Origin of the sequence: Bradyrhizobium paxllaeri (assembly GCF_001693515.2) — a bacterium.
Taxonomy (GTDB): domain Bacteria; phylum Pseudomonadota; class Alphaproteobacteria; order Rhizobiales; family Xanthobacteraceae; genus Bradyrhizobium; species Bradyrhizobium paxllaeri.
The window spans coordinates 5,658,961-5,674,319 of sequence record NZ_CP042968.1; the positions used below are offsets into that span (position 1 = coordinate 5,658,961).

Below are 15,359 nucleotides of genomic sequence, written 5' to 3' on the forward strand. Positions count from 1 at the left end.
GGCTTGCGATCAGACCGGCAGGAACTTGGTCAGCGTGGTCTGGTAGAGCATCGACGTGGTCTGATACGAGGCCTGCAGCGCGGTTTGCAGCGCCAGGATCTTGGTCGCCACCTCGTCCTGGTTGATGCCCTCGATCTGGTCGAGCATGGTTTGCGCCATTCCCTTGAGCTGGGTCTGGCGATCGGTCGACGCCTTGATGGCGTTCTGCGCGCCGGCAACCTCCGCCTGGATGTCCTGAATCGATTGCTGTCCGTTTTGCGGCGCCAGGTTTGCTGAAATCCGCTGTTGCAGCGCGTTCACCTGCGCCTTCGAATTCGGATTGGCGGCATTGGTCGTGACCGCGGAATACACCGCGATGTTCTGCAACTGGTAGCGCAACGCCTGCTCGTTGGCGCGCGCGCCATACTGCACCGTGATCGACTGATCGATGCGCGCGATCGCGGTGCCACGCGCCGGATCGGTGCCGACCTCGCCGGTGTACCACGACACGGTGTTGGCAGATGTACCGGCGATCAGATTGGTAGCAGTCGCAAACGGCGGGCCGTTGACGCGCAGCGGCGCCGGATCTGCACTTGCCGTGGCGCTGAACCCCAGCGCCGCAAACGCGGCCGCGTTCGAACTCGAAACCGTCAAGCTCGCGCCGTCGGCGCCGTGCAGCGCAATCACGCCGCCGGTGACGGTCGACGGCGTCGTGGCGCCGGAGATCGAATCGATCTTGGCCAGCAAGGTCTGCACATTATCGGTGATGTTGAGCTGGTTGCCGGTCGCGCCCGATGCGACGAAGGTGATCGGCGTGCCGTTGACCGTGATGGTATCGCCTGCCGCAAAGCTCGCGGCCAGCGAATCCGTTCCCGCCGCGCCGGACAACAGCGTGGCGCCGGTGATCGGCGCCGGCACCGCGGCCTGGTTGTTGACCGCACTTCCGGTGACGGTCGCGGACGGGTTGAAGAAATTGTCCGATGCGGCGATGGCGGACGCGGCGACCAGCGCCGTGTCGCTTAGCGTCTGGATCGAGGACGTCATCGCCGCCTGCAGGTTCGCGGTGGTTGCGGCCGTATCGACGCCGATCAGAAACGAGCCGGCCGGAGGCGGGTTCGTCGTCGTCGCGGTCAGCGTGATCGCTTCGGTGGTGCCGTCAGGCAGGTTGAAGTTGAAGGTGATCTTGTCGCCATCGTTCGGATTGACGGCGCCGAGGTCGACGGTGGCGGCCGGCGGCGTGCCGGTCGGCTGCGTCACGGTCGCGCCCGTCAGCGATGAACTGATCGGACCGAGTTTCAGCCCGAACGAAGAGCCGTCCTCGGCGAGGCTGGTCACGGTCGTCGTCAATGGCGGCGACGAGACGGTCAGATGCGCCATGTTGCCGACACCCTGATCGGCCTGGCGGCGTTCGTTGATCAGTTGCTTCAACCCGGCCTGCGTTCCCAAGCCATCGAGCATGACGTCCGCCGACACCGTCGCTGCCGTGTCGGTGGTGCGGCCGGAAAACAGATAGCGGTCGCCCGCCTGGCTGTTGAGCAGCGACACCGCATTCGAAAATGCCGCCTGCGCCGTGATCTGGCCGGAAGTCTGACCGTTGTTGTTGAGCACGATGGTCGACGTACTGGCCGCGCTCTTCACCGACGTGCCGATGTCGACCATTCCCTGCAGCGCGAGATTGACGACATTGAGCCTTGTGTTGACGTTCTTTGCCGTGTCGGCGAACGCATCAATGCTGCTGACCTGCGCGCGCAGGCTCAGCGCAAAGCCGCGATTGGCGCCCTGCCCTGCATAGGTCGTCGAGACCCGGCCGCTGGCGAGTTGCTGCGTCAGATCATCGAGCTGCTTGCGGATATTGAGGATCGAGGTCCCGATATAGGACGTCCTGCCGTTAACGCCATCGATCGACATGGTACCCTCACATGGCCTGGATCAACGTGTCGTACATCTGCTTGATGGACGACATTACGCGCGCGTTGGCGGAATAGGCATTCTGCAGCGCTAGCAGGTGAGCCATCTCGTCGTCGATATTGACGCCCGAGGCATCGGTCACCTTCTTCTGCAGGGTGTTCAGCACCACGGACTGACCGTCGGCGAGTTGCTTGGCGGCAGTCGCGGCTTCGCCCTGCTGGCTGATGAACTGCTTGGCAAAGTTGACCAGCGTGCCGGTGAACGGAGCGCCGGTGGTCCCGATGCCGGTCTGCGGCGAGTAGCGATAGCTGCCCGTCTGCAATTGCGCGAGAATGAAATCGGCGCGCGTCGTGTCGCCCGCGGCCGTGAGCGGGCTGGTGGAAAACACGATGGTGCGCGAGGGATCGCCGAGCAGAGCGGTATTGACGCTGATGCGGCCGGCGAGGCCCGTCATCTGCGAACCGCTGGCGGTAATTGCGCCGCTAAAAAGCCCACCATTGTCGGTGAACAGCGGCAGCTGGGGATTGCCGCTGGTCAGCGACGACATCGTCGTGGTGACCGATGCCGCCAGCACGTCCGAACGGTTTGCCGCGCCGTCATCCAGCACGCGCAGGGTCGATCCCGACGGGTTTGAGAACTGCAGATCACTCGCCCCTAGCGCGGCGTTGAGCTGGGAGACTACCGACGCCATGCCGCCGGAAAAATCGATGCCGAGCACTTCGTCGTTCGGATCGAGCGTCGTGGTGTTGCTGAGCGGCAGCACGCTCGGATCGTCAACGCGCACGATCGAGAGATTGTGCGTGATGCCGGTGGTGTTGTCCTTGTAGCTGACGTTAATGACATTGCCTGACTGCAATCCCGTCAGATCGAGATCATAACCGACCTGCGGCAGGACGGACGCGGGAGCGGCAGTGCCCGCGGTGGTCTTGTCCGACAGCGCGCTCGACATCGACGCCGCGAACTGGTCGATCTGCGTCTGCGCCTTCACCAGCGTGTCGTCGCGCAGCTCGAGATAGGCGGCGATCTTGCCCGAGCGAATCGAGTTGGTGGACACCAGATCGTAGCTGCCGCCATGCGGGAAATTGATCGTGATGGTGCCGACGTTGTTCTTGGTCGGATCGACGTTATACAACGTGTTGGGCGTCATCGTGCCCTGAGGATTGAAGCTTAGCTGTGCCGCTTCGGTCCCGACCAATTGCACGCCAGAGTTCGTGAATACGGTCACCTGGTTGAGGTCGTTGACGACCGTCCTGATATCCATCAGGCTCGACAATTGCGTGATGTATTGATCGCGCTGATCCAGCAGCGAGGCCGTCGCAGCGTCGGTCTTGCCGTTGTTCTGAAGCTGGTTGTTGATGAACGCGATCTGGGCCATCGCGTTGTTCGCGGTCACGATGGAATCGTTGATGCCCATCTCGGCATTGGCGCGAAGCGCCTGAATTCCCTGCGTCGCCGCATTGAGCGTCTGCGCCATCGTCTGCGCAGCGGCGACCGCACTGATCCGCGCCGACTGCGAATCCGGGCTGGTCTGCAGGCCCTGGAAGGCCGTCAGCAGCTTGTTGAAGGAATCCTCGATGGTGCCGGTTTCAGCCGGATTGCCGTAAACGTTCTGCAGATTGGCCAGAAAAGTCGAACGAATATCGGCATAGGCGGCGCCCGAGGTTTCGGTGCGCAGTTGCGTCTGCAGATACTGGTCGAGCTGCCGGTCGACACCGTGGAGCAGAACGCTCGAACCGTAATCGCCGGTCACGCCGGCGGACTGGATGATCGACTTCCTGACGTAACCAGGCGTTTCCGCGTTGGCGACGTTAGATCCGACCAGCGCGATCGCGGCTTGCGTCGCGCGCAGGCCGGACATCGCGGTAGAGAGAGCTTGACTCAAACCCATGACTAATTGCCCATCTCAAATCGCATCCCGAACGGTGTCGCGGAACTAGCGCAGTACGTTCAGCAGATCCTGCACCATCGTGTTGGAAGTCGTGATCACCTTGGTGTTGGCCGAGTAAGCCTGCTGGGTGACGATCAGCTTGGTGAACTCGTCGGCGATATCGGTGTTTGATCCTTCCAGCGACGAACCGACGATGGTTCCGGCCTTGCCATACAGCGCCTGTCCGGATCCGTCGGTCATCTCGAACGCGCCGCCATTGACGCGCTTGAGGAAGTTGGTGCCGTTGAAGGTCGCGACCGAGATTTCGGCGAGGTCGAGGTTGCGGCCGTTGGAATAGTTGCCAACGATTCGACCGTTGGTGCCGACGCCGACGGACTGCAGCTGGCCGGCCGGGAAGCCGTCCTGCTGGATCTGGTTGACCTGCACGTTGCCGTTGGCGTCCGCAAACTGGGTGACACCGCCGGTGCCAAAGTTGATGACGGGACTGCCGAGCGCGACGCCGTTGACGACGGCATTGGTAAGCTCCACCGACGGAATCGCCGGCGTCATCTGGCCTGAGGCCGAGAAGGTGAAGTTGGTATTGACGTTCTGCCACGAGACCTGAGTGCCGGTTGCGTTGGGATTGACCTGGTAGAACAGGTTCCAGGTGTCGGTATGGCCGGCGCCAAGCGAAGCGCTGTCGACCTTGGCCCAGCGGAATTGCAGGTTCACCGGCGCGCCCGAGATATCGTACGTCGTGACCGCACCACCCGCTATCGACTCGGCAAGGAATGTCGAGTTGTCGTTGCCGACGACCTGGCCGGTGCCGACGCCGCCGCCACCGCCGCGTTGCGCCGTCACGGTACCGGTAAAGCCGAGGGCGGCCCAGGCTGCGGTGTTCGAACTTGAGATCGAGAGATTGAAGTTCGTACCGGAGTGCAGCGTGATCGAGCCGGACGCGATCGTGGACGGGGTTGAAGTTTGCTGGAGCGCGTCGATCTTGGCCAGCAAGGTTCCGATGTTGTCGTCGACGTTGATCTCGTTGGCGCCGACGGCGGTGCCCGACGCCATGAAGGTGAGGGTTTGGCCGTTGACCGTGATGGTGTCGCCCGCGACGAAATTGGTGGAGATCGAGTTGCTGCCGGCAATGCCGCTGAGCAGGGTCGTGGCCGTATTTGCAACCGACGGCGTCGCCTTGTTGTTCTGGGTGGTGCCGCTTCGCGATGCGTCGGTATAGGGCGCCGCAGGCGTGCCAAGCGCCAGCGGATTGTGTCCGGCACTGTACGATCCGGGCACGATCAACTCCGATCCGGGAACGGAAACGTCATGCTTGGTGGTCAGCGGATAGCTGGCGAGGTTGGCGCGATAGTCGATCCTGGTGGTCTGCTGCGCCGGCAGGAAGTCGTTCTGGAACCTTAGAACCTGCGGCGAACTGCCGGACGGGTTGCCCGTGGTCGGGTCGATCGGCACGCCCTGCAGATAATAGCCGGCGCCGTTGACGAGATAGCCGCTCTTGTCGAGCTGGAAGTCGCCGCGACGCGTGAAGCGGTCGACGCCGTCGAACACCGGCGTGCCGTCGGTGAAGTTGCCGGGCTTTTGCACCGCGAAAAAGCCGTTGCCGTTGATCGCCATGAAGGTCGCGACCGAGGCCGTCTGCACGTCGCCCTGCACCGAGTTGGTGGAGCGGGATTGCGTGGTGACGCCGCCGGCAAGCTGCGCGGTGGTGGCGGTCTGCGGGATGAGATCCAGGAACGAGGTATCGATGCGCTTGAACGCCGTGGTCTGCGAGTTGGCGATGTTGCCCGAGACGTTTTCCAGCGCGTAGGAGTTGGCGCGAAGGCCGCCGACCGCGGTGGTGAGAGCGCCGAAGATACCCATGACATGTTCTCCAAATTCGATCCGGGCGGCTCGCCGATCCAAGTGATCCCAGGCCGCGTCGGGAGAAGATGTCGCAAGCGTTGTGCCAAACAACAAAATCGATAAAAATCAATACCTTAAGAAAAAAGCCCCGGTCCAGGGACCGGGGCACATTTGCCGGGCGGGGCAACAATTGCCGGGTGCGCGGCTTACGAAGCCGAAGGCCCGGCGGGGTGAAACACCAGCCCAAATCCGTCGATGCAATAGCGCAAGCCGGTCGGCTTCGGTCCGTCCTCGAAGACGTGGCCGAGATGGCCGCCGCAGCGGCGGCAATGCACTTCGACGCGCGTCATGCCGAAGGTACGGTCCTCGGTTTTGCCGAGCGCATTGTCGAGCGGCTGCCAGAAACTCGGCCAGCCGGTGCCGCTGTCATATTTGGTGTCCGAGGAGAACAGCGGCAGGTCGCAGCCGGCGCAGGCAAAAATGCCCTTGCGCTTTTCCTTCAGCAGCGGGCTCGAGCCCGGCCGCTCGGTGCCGTGCTTGCGAAGGATCTCATATTGCTGCGGCGTGAGCTGCGCGCGCCATTCGGCGTCGGTCTTTTCGACCTCGAATTTCTCCGCGGCTTGCGCCGGCGTGGTGCGCAGCCAGCGGAAAGCAGCCAGGCCAAACAGGCCGGCGACGGATGCGAGCAGGATACGGCGGTCGAACATGGCAAATCTCCGTGCGTAGCGGACGTAACGGTTCGCCATCAAATACGGGCCGGCAACGTCCACGTTACACGGAACCGTCCCGGATTTTCTCACTTTCATGCGAGGTCATGCTCTCCTGCGGGGCCATGGCGGGCATCCCGCCGTCCTGTGCCTCCGCCGGCCGCAGCGGCTGCGGCCGCACCGGGCGCGGCGCACCTGGCGGCGGACGGTGCGGTGGCCTGGTTCCGGCCTGCCGGTTGGCCTCCGCCAGCCGCGCCTCACGCACCCGTTCCCGGGCCCGGGCGCCCTCGCGGTAACGGGCCAGCGCGCCCGCGGCGGCGGAATGGCCCCGCCCCCACAGGCCGATCAGATGGCCGGCGGCGCGGCCGGTGGCGCCGCCCGCCCAGACCAACTCGAACGGCGAGAACAGTTTCCAGCGGTCCTCGCCCCACAGGATGCTGCGCGCGATCACCTGCCCTGCCATCGCCGAGGTGTTCAGTCCCTGCCGGCCGAAGCCGCTCGCGACCCATAGCCCTTTGCGGAGCTGGCCGATCTGCGGCATGCCGTGCACGGTCACCCCGACCGCGCCGCCGAACACGTCCGATATCGCGACTTTGCCGAGCTTGGGGAAAACGGTCGCAATGCGGCGCTGGATGGCCGGGCCGAAGCGGTGCGGCCGCGCCTCCCAGGTGGTTTCCGGGCTCGCCCACATCAGCCGGTCGCCGTCGACGATTCGGAAATGATCGATGCCGTCGCTGTCGGTTACCGATCCCCTGAAGGCGATCACCTCGCCAAGCCGCTCGCCGAGCGGCTCCGTCACCGCGGCATAGCGCCAGACCGGCAGCAACGTCTCCGACAGGCGGCGCAAGGGCGCGCCGAGGTGAACGTTGCCGGCCAGCACAATATGCGAGGCGCGCAGCCGCGCCGACGGCGTCACGATGCGCTTGCGAATGCCTGATGGATCGATGCTGACGACGGGCGTATCCTCGAAGATGCGCGCGCCCGCCCGCCTCGCCTGCGCGGCAAGGCCGTGGATATATTTGCGGCCGTCGATTTGGAACGCGCGCGGATAGTAGATGCCGTGGAAATAACGCCCGGTGCCCAGTTGATCGCGAACGCGATCGATCTGCCACCCCTCGACCTCGGTCTCGAAATCCTCGCTCAGCATCTGCAGCCGGCTGATCAGCGTTTCGCCGGCGTCGACATTGGAGACCTCCAGCGCGCCCTCGCTCAGCGCAATGCCTGATATCGCCTCTTCGGTCGCGGCAGCACGAACGTAATCGGCGCCCTCCTTCGACAGCGCCCACAATTCGCGCGCGTCATCGAGGCCGACGCGCTCGATCAGGTCGCCGATCGGAAGACTGTAGCCCGGCATCACCGTGCCGAGCTGATGGCCGGACGCGTTCCAGCCGACATGCCGTCCCTCGAGCACGGCGACGCTGGCGCCGAGCCGCGCGGCCTCCAGCGCTACCGTGAGACCGGCAAGGCCGGCTCCCACCACGCAAATGTCAACATCGAGGTCGAATGAGAGACGCGAGCGAAAAGGCGCGTCGTCATCGGGGCCGTTGGTCGCACTTGTGAAAGTCTCGGGCATAGCGTTTCTTAACGGACCGCTGCGGCGCTTGTCACCTTGTCCGGGACATGAGCTTGTAGATTAGTCCAGACTAAGACCGAATCGAGATTGCGCCCATGCGCCGTTTGATGCTGCTGCGTCACGCCAAGACCGAACATGACGCGCCTTCGGGCCATGACCAGGACCGCCGTCTCGACGAGCGCGGGCGGCTGGATGCCGCCGCCATTGGAACCTGGATCGGCCAACATCCGCCGCTTCCCGATGCCGTTCTGGTTTCCACCGCAGTGCGGGCGCGCCAGACGTGGGAAATCGCTCGCGATGCAATGAAGGATGCAGTGCGGGAACGGCTGCCGCAGCCGCAGGTCGAACAGCTTGACGAACTCTACGGCGCCGAGCCGACACAGCTCCTGCACATCATCCGCATGGCTGACGTCACCGACCCCGCGCGGCTGATGCTGATCGGCCACAATCCCGGCATGCATGAGCTGGCACTGATGCTCGCCGGCAGCGGGGACGCGGCAGCGAAGAAAGCGCTTGAAGGCAATCTGCCGACCGCTGGCCTTGCCATCCTGGATTTCGCGACCGACGACTGGAGCGAGGTGGCGTTCCGCCGCGGCAAGCTCGTTCGCTTCACCAGCCCGAAACTGCTCAAGCAGGCGCTGGACGATTGAGCCCGCGCGGACATCCAAGCCTGCCCGTGTTAAGCTGGCCATGACCCGTTTTCGAGCGAATTAGCAACAAGTTCGCGTAAAAAGAAAACGCGTCAAAACAATGGGCTGGCGTCGAGTTCTGACAAATCGGAACCGGACCGGCCGGAAGCCGGAGGCGCAGATGTTCAAGTCGATTCTCGTGCCGATCGATCTCGCCGACACGGATCTGGCCAAGCCCGCGATCGCGACCGCGGCAACGCTGTCACAGACCTGGAACGGCTCGGTGCGCCTGCTCAATGTGTTGCCGATGACGCCGGTGATGCTGGCGGAATATGTGCCGGCCGATTTCGATGCGCAGCAGCGCGCCACCTCGGAGGAAGCGCTCGCAATCGTCGCGTCGGAATCCGGCATCGCCGCACCGCGTATTTCCACCGCAGTGCGAAAGGGCGGGATCTATCATGAGATCCTCGAAGAGGCCGCCGCGATCAAGGCCGACCTGATCGTGATGACCTCACACCGGCCGGCGATGCGGACCTATTTCCTCGGCTCCAATGCCGGCCACGTGGTGCGCTATGCCAAGTGTTCGGTGCTCGTGGTCCGGCACTGAGGGTAGCGCCGCCGTAGAATGGCGGCGCCCGTTATCTCACATCATTCGCCCGAACGTCGGATCAATCAGGCCGCGCACGGCCGTCTCGATCTGGCTACGCTCGACGCCAATATCGCGAAGCGCGCGGTCGTCCAGTTCGCTCAGCGTTTTGACGGCTTCGCGGTGCGCAAAATAAGTGACGACGCCGTTCACCCAGCCACCGAGCAGACGGAAAAATCCGGTCCGCGCGTTTCGGGACGCAGGCTGGCCTGCCGTCTGGGATAGCGTCGTCATCGTCCTTCTCCTTGCTGTTGCGCGGCAAAGCGCTGCCGCTGGCGCAAACGCCCAATGCGCTTGCGCCTATTGATCCGATTGCTTGCACCCCTCTCAGTGCAATCTCAGGCTTGATGGGTTCAAAATGATCCGATACATTTCTCGGTGCAAGGGAAACATTGCTCTCGGTGCAATAATGTCAAAGTTCGAGTATTTGAAGCTTGCCGATACCGTCGCCGCCGAGATCGCCAATGGCGCGCTCAAGCCAGGCGACCGCCTGCCGCCGCAGCGCAGCTTCGCCTACGAGCGGAAGATCGCGGTCTCGACCGCGAGCCGCGTCTACACCGAGCTGTTGCGGCGGGGCCTGGTGGTCGGCGAAGTCGGGCGCGGCACCTTCGTCTCAGGCGAGACGCGCCGCGGTGTCGCCATGCCGACTGAGCCACGCGGCGCGCGCATCGATCTGGAAGTGAACTACCCGATCCTGCCGACGCAATCGGCGATGATCGCAAGAAGCCTGGCCGGTCTGGAGCGCCCCGAAGTGCTCGATCTCGCGTTGCGGCACTCGACCACGACAGGCACGCTGGCGGCGCGGACCATTTCCGCCGAATTTCTCTCCCGCGAGGACTGGACCCCGGCCCCCGATCAGCTCGTTTTCACCGCAAACGGCAGGCAATGCATCGCTGCCGCGCTTGCGGCGATGGTGCCCAGCGGCGGGCGCTGCGGTGTCGAGGCGCTGACCTATCCCTTCATCAAGGACATCGCCGCCAGGCTCGGCGTCACGCTGGTGCCACTCGCGATGGACGAGAACGGCGTGCGCCCGGACGCGGTGCAGAAGGCGCACCGTGAAGCGCATTTGTCGGCGCTGTACCTTCAACCGACGATTCAAAATCCGCTCGGCATGACCATGCCGCAGGCGCGCCGGGCCGACCTGCTCCGCGTCGTCGAGAAGCTCGGCCTCACCGTGATCGAGGACACGGTCTATGGCTTTCTCGACGAAGAAACGCCGATGGCCGCACTCGCGCCCGATAGCTGCATCACGCTCGACAGCCTGTCGAAGAAGGTGGCGCCCGGCCTTGCGCTCGGCTTCATCGTTTCGCCGCCGCATCTGCGCGAACGCGTCATGGCTGCGGTTCGATCGGGCGGATGGACGGCTTCCGGATTTGCCTTTGCCGCCGGACAGCGGCTGATGGCTGATGGCACGGTTGCCGAACTGTCACGCCTGAAACGAATCGATGCGGCCCGGCGCCAGCAGATGGCGGCCAGATATCTCGCCGGCTTCGAAATCCAGGCCAACGCCAAATCCTACCACCTCTGGCTCACTTTGCCCCAACATTGGCGCTCGCAGACTTTTGTCGCGGCCGCGGCCCGGCGCGACATCGCGCTGACGCCCTCGACCACCTTCGCCGTGATCCCCGGCCATGCCCCCAACGCCGTCCGCCTGGCGCTCGGCGCCCCCAGCACCGAACAGCTCGATCTGGCGCTACGAACGCTGTCGGGCATGCTGACGGCGAAAGAGGACGTCGATACGACCGAATAGCGCTATCGGTCGCAGGTTTCGCGCGCCGGCCACTCCGCGATGAAGCCGCTGGCCTTGTACGGCTCGATCTTGTCCCATTCACGGAGCATGCGGCGGCAGAATTCGGCGTCGGTGTGCCAAAGCGCCCGTGGCGTCTTGAAGCTGTCGACCGTGACCAGCATCTTCTCCACTGCCGGCCAGTGCCGATGCAGCGTCATCGGATAGCGGCGCGCGGTCCAGGTATTGCCGAGGCAAATCACGCTGCGGATGTTGCCGAGCCCCAGCGCGGCGTCGATGATGGGCAGCGAGAAGATTACGTTCTCGCCGGTGTTCATCGCGCGATCCTCTCTCAGGATGATGTCGGCCGGGACGCCGCGCGCCATCATGGCGTCGGCAATGACGGCGCATTCCGACCGGTCCGATCCCGGCGTCACGCCGCCGCTCACGATGGCCCAGCGGAAATATCCCTTCCGCCACAGCCGGCAGGCTTCGTCGACGCGCTGGTCGACATCCTCGCGCGTGCCGAACACGAACAGCAGGTCGGCCGGCCGCAGCGGCGTCTCGACCAGATGCCGCGCATTGATCGCGGCAATTTCCGCTTCCGTCGGCAATCGCGTCGTTGATGTGATCACGGCATCTCGCCTGCTACCAGAGGACGGCGCACAGAGTGCCGCGCCCTTCGGCCTTGACGAAATCACGTTCCATGTCGCTTGATTGCGAAGCCGGTTACGGCAGCAATGTCTCGGGCAATTCGTCGAACGTATAGCGGCGCGGCCGGTTGCGCTTGATGAAGCCGCCGATGGTCCAGGCAAACCAGATGGCGATGCCGACCAGAAACAGCGCGCCGGTGAATTCGGACGTCGCGAGCGCGCGCACCAGAAGCCCGACCATGGCGGTGGCCAGCAAGGCCAGCATCACGACCGCCGTGGCATAGGTCATCGTCCCGATACCGCCGAGCAGGGACGCCTTGCTGCCGGCCGCTTTCATTCTGCGGTGCAACTCGGTGATGAAGGCGCGGTAACCCTGATCCTGTGGCGTCATCAACGTGACCGTCTGCCAGCTCGTCGAAACGATGGCGATCTTTCCGCCACCCGTCCTCTTGATATCGGCGCGAAAGCGGCGGGCTTGCATCGACATCGGTCGGTACGACAGACGGACCGAAGCGATCTCGGCATAGGGCCATACACCGGACCGGCTGCCGATCCGCCATGACAATCCGGCGTCCGTCAGTTCGAACTGTTGCGCCGACGAGACCAACGACGCCTTGTAGGCGTAGCTGAGCGTGCGTGCGCCCTCGCCGTCCGTTGCCTGATTCGGTAGTGATGTCGGCAATTCAAAATATCCGTGTCGTTTGCGGGCCGCCTGCTTGCGCGGCGCGCCGGCTTTACCTTACAAGCGGGCCATGGCCCAGACGACTTATTTTCCGCGCCGCCTGATTCTGGCCGGCGCAATCGTTTCCGGCGTGCTGCTGGCGCTCGCCGTGCACATGCTGGGCGCGCGTTACGGGCTCGATCTCGGCGGCCTGTGGCGGTCCAATACCGGCGAATTCATGCCTGCAGGCGCGGCGATCGCGTGGTGGCTGATCGCGACCGTGGGCTTTTCCGGCGGCTACTTCACCGCCAATTTGATGCATGGCGCGGCTTCGGGCCAGATTCCGCAGCGGATGCGGCAGTTCCTCATCGTGGTCGGCGTGCTGATCCTCGCCGGCGCCGGACAGGCCGCCTCGGCGCCGAGCCCGGTGCCGACCGTATCGGGCGTGCTCGCCGGCCTCGCAGCCCTGTGCCTCGGCGCGGTGATGGCGTTTTGCGGCGCGCATTTCGCGCTGCGCAAGGCCTGAGGAATCAGGCGACGGCCTGTGCGCGTGCCTTCGACAGCATGGTTTCGACTTCGGCCACGGGACGCGGCGGGCTGAACAGGTAACCTTGCGCCTGCGTGCAGCCTTCCTGGCGCAACAGGTCGAACTGCTCGTCGGTCTCGACGCCTTCCGCCGTGGTGACGATGCCGAGACTCTTGCCGAGGCCGGTCACGGCGCGGACGATCGCCATCGAATCGTCGCGCGTCGCGAGTTCAGTGACGAAAGAGCGGTCGATCTTGATCTTGTCGAACGGGAAGCTGCGCAGGTAGCTGAGCGAGGAATATCCGGTTCCGAAGTCGTCGAGCGAAATCCGCACCCCGAAGGCGCGCAGCTCGTGCAGAACCGAAAGCGTGGCCTCGCTGTTCTGCAGCAATACCGATTCAGTGATCTCGAGCTCGAGCCGGTGCGCCGGAAGGCCGGAGGCTTTCAGCGCCTCCTTCACGCTCAGTACCAGATTGGGATTCTTGAACTGCACCGGAGAGAGATTGACGGCGACACCGACATCGCGCGACCACCGGGCCGCGTCCATGCAGGCCTGACGCAACACCCACTCGCCGATCGGCACGATCAGCCCGGTTTCCTCCGCCAGCGGAATGAAGTTGGCCGGTGAGATCATGCCACGCAAGGCATGATTCCACCGCACCAGGGCTTCGAAGCCGACGACGACGTCTTTGGCGACGTCGCGGATCGGCTGGTAGTAGACTTCGAATTCCTTGCGCTGCAGCGCCGCGCGCAAGTCGAGTTCCAGGAGCCGCCGCGCCTGCGCGCGGGCGTCCATCCCGGTCTCGAAGAAACGATAGGTGCCGCGGCCGTCCTCCTTGGCGCGATAGAGCGCGAGATCGGCCTTCTTGAGAAGTTCGTCGGGATTCTTGCCGTCCTCCGGCGCCAGCGAAATGCCGATGCTGACGCCGATGACGAGCTGGTGGCCGGCGATCTCGTAAGGCGCTGAAACCTGCTCGACCACGTGGCTGGCGAGCAAGGCGACGGCGGACGGATCGCAATCGTGGCAGAACTGCACGATGGCGAATTCGTCGCCGCCGAGCCGCGCCACCGTGTCATTCTCGGTGACGCATTCGCCGAGGCGACGCGCGACTTGCTTGAGCAGCGCATCGCCCACGGGATGGCCGAGCGAATCGTTGATGTCCTTGAAGTGGTCGAGGTCGAGACAGAGCACCGCGAGCTGATCGGTGCGTTTGGCGAGCCGCAGGGCTTTTTCGAGTTGCTCGCGAAACAGTATCCGGTTCGGCAGGTTGGTCAGCGCGTCATGGCGCGCCATGTGCGAGATCTGTTCCTGGACCTGCTGCCATTCGGTGATGTCTTCGAAGGTTGCGACCCACCCGCCGCCGTTCTTGGGCTGATCGACCACGCGGATCGACCGTCCGTTGCGGGTCAACGTCCTGGTCACGCTGTCGCCGGCCTTGGCCGCGGCAATCACGCTGGCGACGAACTGATCGGGATCGCCGTCCCAGCGATTGAGCGCCTTCTGCTGCCGGAGCACGTCGAGCAGCAAACGGCCCTGGAGCGTCATGCCGGTCCGCCCCATCATTTCGGCATAGCGTTGGTTGTTGAGCAGGATGCGGCCATCCGCATCGAACATGCACAGCCCCTGCGACATGTTATCGAGCGCGGTATCGAGCAGGACTTTCTGACTATGGAGTTCGCCTTTCGCGCGGCGGTCGATCATGGCCGCGAGCAGCGACAGGCCGAGGATGGCGAAGGCCGCGACCGCCGTCAGGAACGATAGCGCGGTCGGAGAAATCGACATCGTGTCGGTGCCCAGTGTCGGATCGGGAATCAGTGTGACCGCGCCCATCGCCGTGAAATGATGCGAGACGATGGCAACCGTCAGCAGTCCGGTGGCGGCCATGGTATAGACGGGATTGTCACGGCGTACCGCGACGAGAAGCGCAATGGCCGCGAACAGGCTGCCAAACACGATCGAGGCCAACACGAGGCCGTGCGACCATACAATGAACGCCGGCAGCTCGAGCGCCGCCATGCCGGTATAGTGCATCGCTGCGACACCGCCGCCGATGACGGCGCCGCCAAGGGCAACCACCCACTGGCGTGCACTGGACAACGCAATGCAAAGGCCGGTGGCCACGATGGCTATCGCAAAGACCAGCGACAACAAGGTGACGGGTATGCTGTATCCGGCGCCCGCGCCCGGATCGTAAGCCAGCATCGCGACGAAATGAGTGGCCCAGATTCCGCAGCCTCCGACGGCCGCGTCGAGAGCGATCCAGACCGCACGCGTTCGGCCGCGCGATGCCCTGGCGCGATGAAACAGGCTGATGGCGACAGCACTGGCGAGCCAGCAGATGGTGCCTGCCAATACGACCAGGCGCCAATCATGTTCAGTCGTGAGGCAGGTTAAGACGCGGTACATTACAGACACTCCCCAGCAGTCTGTAACAACGGTCCCATTCGTATATTTGGAGTAACCGCCGCGATCCGGTTGCGCGGATGGTGAACAAAACTTTTGGAACTCAACCGGCCGCAGCACCCCGATGGTTAACGGGCGTTAGCAAACATCACGGTTTCGGCTTCCGAATCGCTTTCATGCAACGAAATGCCCGCGAAGCGTCGTGACGTCCGCCCAACAA

At 64.1% G+C, this 15,359-nt stretch carries 13 protein-coding genes; 4 read left to right on the top strand and 9 right to left on the bottom strand.

Annotation, left to right across the window (positions count from 1 at the left end):
• Window positions 1-9: 9 nt before the first annotated feature.
• From LMTR21_RS27050 to LMTR21_RS27070, 5 genes are all read right to left on the bottom strand, one after another.
• Window positions 10-1,887 carry a flagellar protein gene (locus tag LMTR21_RS27050; RefSeq protein WP_065752569.1) on the bottom strand — a complete coding sequence of 626 codons (1,878 nt, stop codon included), beginning with the start codon at window positions 1,885-1,887 and terminating at the stop codon, window positions 10-12.
• A gap of 7 nt (window positions 1,888-1,894) precedes the next feature.
• Window positions 1,895-3,775 (bottom strand): flagellar hook-associated protein FlgK, encoded by a 1,881-nt coding sequence (gene flgK, locus LMTR21_RS27055; protein WP_065752570.1) that lies wholly within the window; start codon window positions 3,773-3,775, stop codon window positions 1,895-1,897.
• 45 nt (window positions 3,776-3,820) lie between these two features.
• On the bottom strand, window positions 3,821-5,632 hold the full coding sequence (locus LMTR21_RS27060; protein ID WP_065752571.1) for a flagellar hook-basal body complex protein: 1,812 nt from the start codon (window positions 5,630-5,632) through the stop codon (window positions 3,821-3,823).
• 188 nt (window positions 5,633-5,820) lie between these two features.
• Window positions 5,821-6,321, bottom strand: a complete 501-nt coding sequence (gene msrB, locus LMTR21_RS27065) for a peptide-methionine (R)-S-oxide reductase MsrB (protein WP_065752630.1) — start codon at window positions 6,319-6,321, stop codon at window positions 5,821-5,823.
• Between the two features lie 64 nt (window positions 6,322-6,385).
• The gene (locus LMTR21_RS27070) at window positions 6,386-7,894 is read right to left on the bottom strand and encodes an NAD(P)/FAD-dependent oxidoreductase (protein WP_084030573.1); all 1,509 of its coding nucleotides are present in this window, start codon (window positions 7,892-7,894) and stop codon (window positions 6,386-6,388) included.
• A gap of 95 nt (window positions 7,895-7,989) precedes the next feature.
• On the opposite strand from LMTR21_RS27070, the gene LMTR21_RS27075 reads away from it, so the two are divergent.
• The gene (locus LMTR21_RS27075; RefSeq protein WP_065752572.1) at window positions 7,990-8,544 is read left to right on the top strand and encodes a SixA phosphatase family protein; all 555 of its coding nucleotides are present in this window, start codon (window positions 7,990-7,992) and stop codon (window positions 8,542-8,544) included.
• 160 nt (window positions 8,545-8,704) lie between these two features.
• Entirely contained in the window at window positions 8,705-9,130 is a 426-nt protein-coding gene (locus LMTR21_RS27080) for a universal stress protein (RefSeq protein WP_065752631.1), read from the top strand.
• 36 nt (window positions 9,131-9,166) lie between these two features.
• Here the strand turns inward: LMTR21_RS27080 and LMTR21_RS27085 are convergent, their stop codons facing one another.
• Window positions 9,167-9,403, bottom strand: coding sequence for a DUF1127 domain-containing protein (locus tag LMTR21_RS27085; RefSeq protein ID WP_065752573.1), 237 nt, complete (start codon window positions 9,401-9,403; stop codon window positions 9,167-9,169).
• Between the two features lie 175 nt (window positions 9,404-9,578).
• On the opposite strand from LMTR21_RS27085, the gene LMTR21_RS27090 reads away from it, so the two are divergent.
• Window positions 9,579-10,919, top strand: coding sequence for an aminotransferase-like domain-containing protein (locus LMTR21_RS27090; protein ID WP_065752574.1), 1,341 nt, complete (start codon window positions 9,579-9,581; stop codon window positions 10,917-10,919).
• Window positions 10,920-10,921: 2 nt separating this feature from the next.
• Here LMTR21_RS27090 and LMTR21_RS27095 read toward each other — a convergent pair whose 3' ends face one another.
• Together LMTR21_RS27095 and LMTR21_RS27100 are read right to left on the bottom strand one after the other, a co-directional pair.
• Window positions 10,922-11,530, bottom strand: coding sequence for a YdcF family protein (locus LMTR21_RS27095; protein WP_065752575.1), 609 nt, complete (start codon window positions 11,528-11,530; stop codon window positions 10,922-10,924).
• Window positions 11,531-11,624: 94 nt separating this feature from the next.
• Window positions 11,625-12,230, bottom strand: a complete 606-nt coding sequence (locus LMTR21_RS27100) for a hypothetical protein (protein ID WP_065752576.1) — start codon at window positions 12,228-12,230, stop codon at window positions 11,625-11,627.
• Between the two features lie 70 nt (window positions 12,231-12,300).
• On the opposite strand from LMTR21_RS27100, the gene LMTR21_RS27105 reads away from it, so the two are divergent.
• A complete protein-coding gene (locus LMTR21_RS27105) occupies window positions 12,301-12,735 on the top strand; it encodes a hypothetical protein (RefSeq protein ID WP_057861867.1) in 435 nt (144 codons plus the stop codon).
• Between the two features lie 4 nt (window positions 12,736-12,739).
• On the opposite strand, the gene LMTR21_RS27110 is transcribed toward LMTR21_RS27105, so the two are convergent.
• Window positions 12,740-15,142, bottom strand: a complete 2,403-nt coding sequence (locus tag LMTR21_RS27110; protein WP_065752577.1) for an EAL domain-containing protein — start codon at window positions 15,140-15,142, stop codon at window positions 12,740-12,742.
• Window positions 15,143-15,359 lie beyond the last annotated feature (217 nt).

Coding starts and splice junctions, on each gene's coding strand:
- LMTR21_RS27060 (WP_065752571.1), bottom strand. CDS start 5,632: ATGGGTATCTTCGGCGCTCTCACCACCGCGGTCGGCGGCCTTCGCGCC.
- LMTR21_RS27105 (WP_057861867.1), top strand. CDS start 12,301: ATGGCCCAGACGACTTATTTTCCGCGCCGCCTGATTCTGGCCGGCGCA.
- LMTR21_RS27110 (WP_065752577.1), bottom strand. CDS start 15,142: ATGTACCGCGTCTTAACCTGCCTCACGACTGAACATGATTGGCGCCTG.
- LMTR21_RS27070 (WP_084030573.1), bottom strand. CDS start 7,894: ATGCCCGAGACTTTCACAAGTGCGACCAACGGCCCCGATGACGACGCG.
- LMTR21_RS27085 (WP_065752573.1), bottom strand. CDS start 9,403: ATGACGACGCTATCCCAGACGGCAGGCCAGCCTGCGTCCCGAAACGCG.
- LMTR21_RS27075 (WP_065752572.1), top strand. CDS start 7,990: ATGCGCCGTTTGATGCTGCTGCGTCACGCCAAGACCGAACATGACGCG.
- LMTR21_RS27080 (WP_065752631.1), top strand. CDS start 8,705: ATGTTCAAGTCGATTCTCGTGCCGATCGATCTCGCCGACACGGATCTG.
- flgK (WP_065752570.1), bottom strand. CDS start 3,775: ATGGGTTTGAGTCAAGCTCTCTCTACCGCGATGTCCGGCCTGCGCGCG.
- LMTR21_RS27090 (WP_065752574.1), top strand. CDS start 9,579: ATGTCAAAGTTCGAGTATTTGAAGCTTGCCGATACCGTCGCCGCCGAG.
- msrB (WP_065752630.1), bottom strand. CDS start 6,321: ATGTTCGACCGCCGTATCCTGCTCGCATCCGTCGCCGGCCTGTTTGGC.
- LMTR21_RS27050 (WP_065752569.1), bottom strand. CDS start 1,887: ATGTCGATCGATGGCGTTAACGGCAGGACGTCCTATATCGGGACCTCG.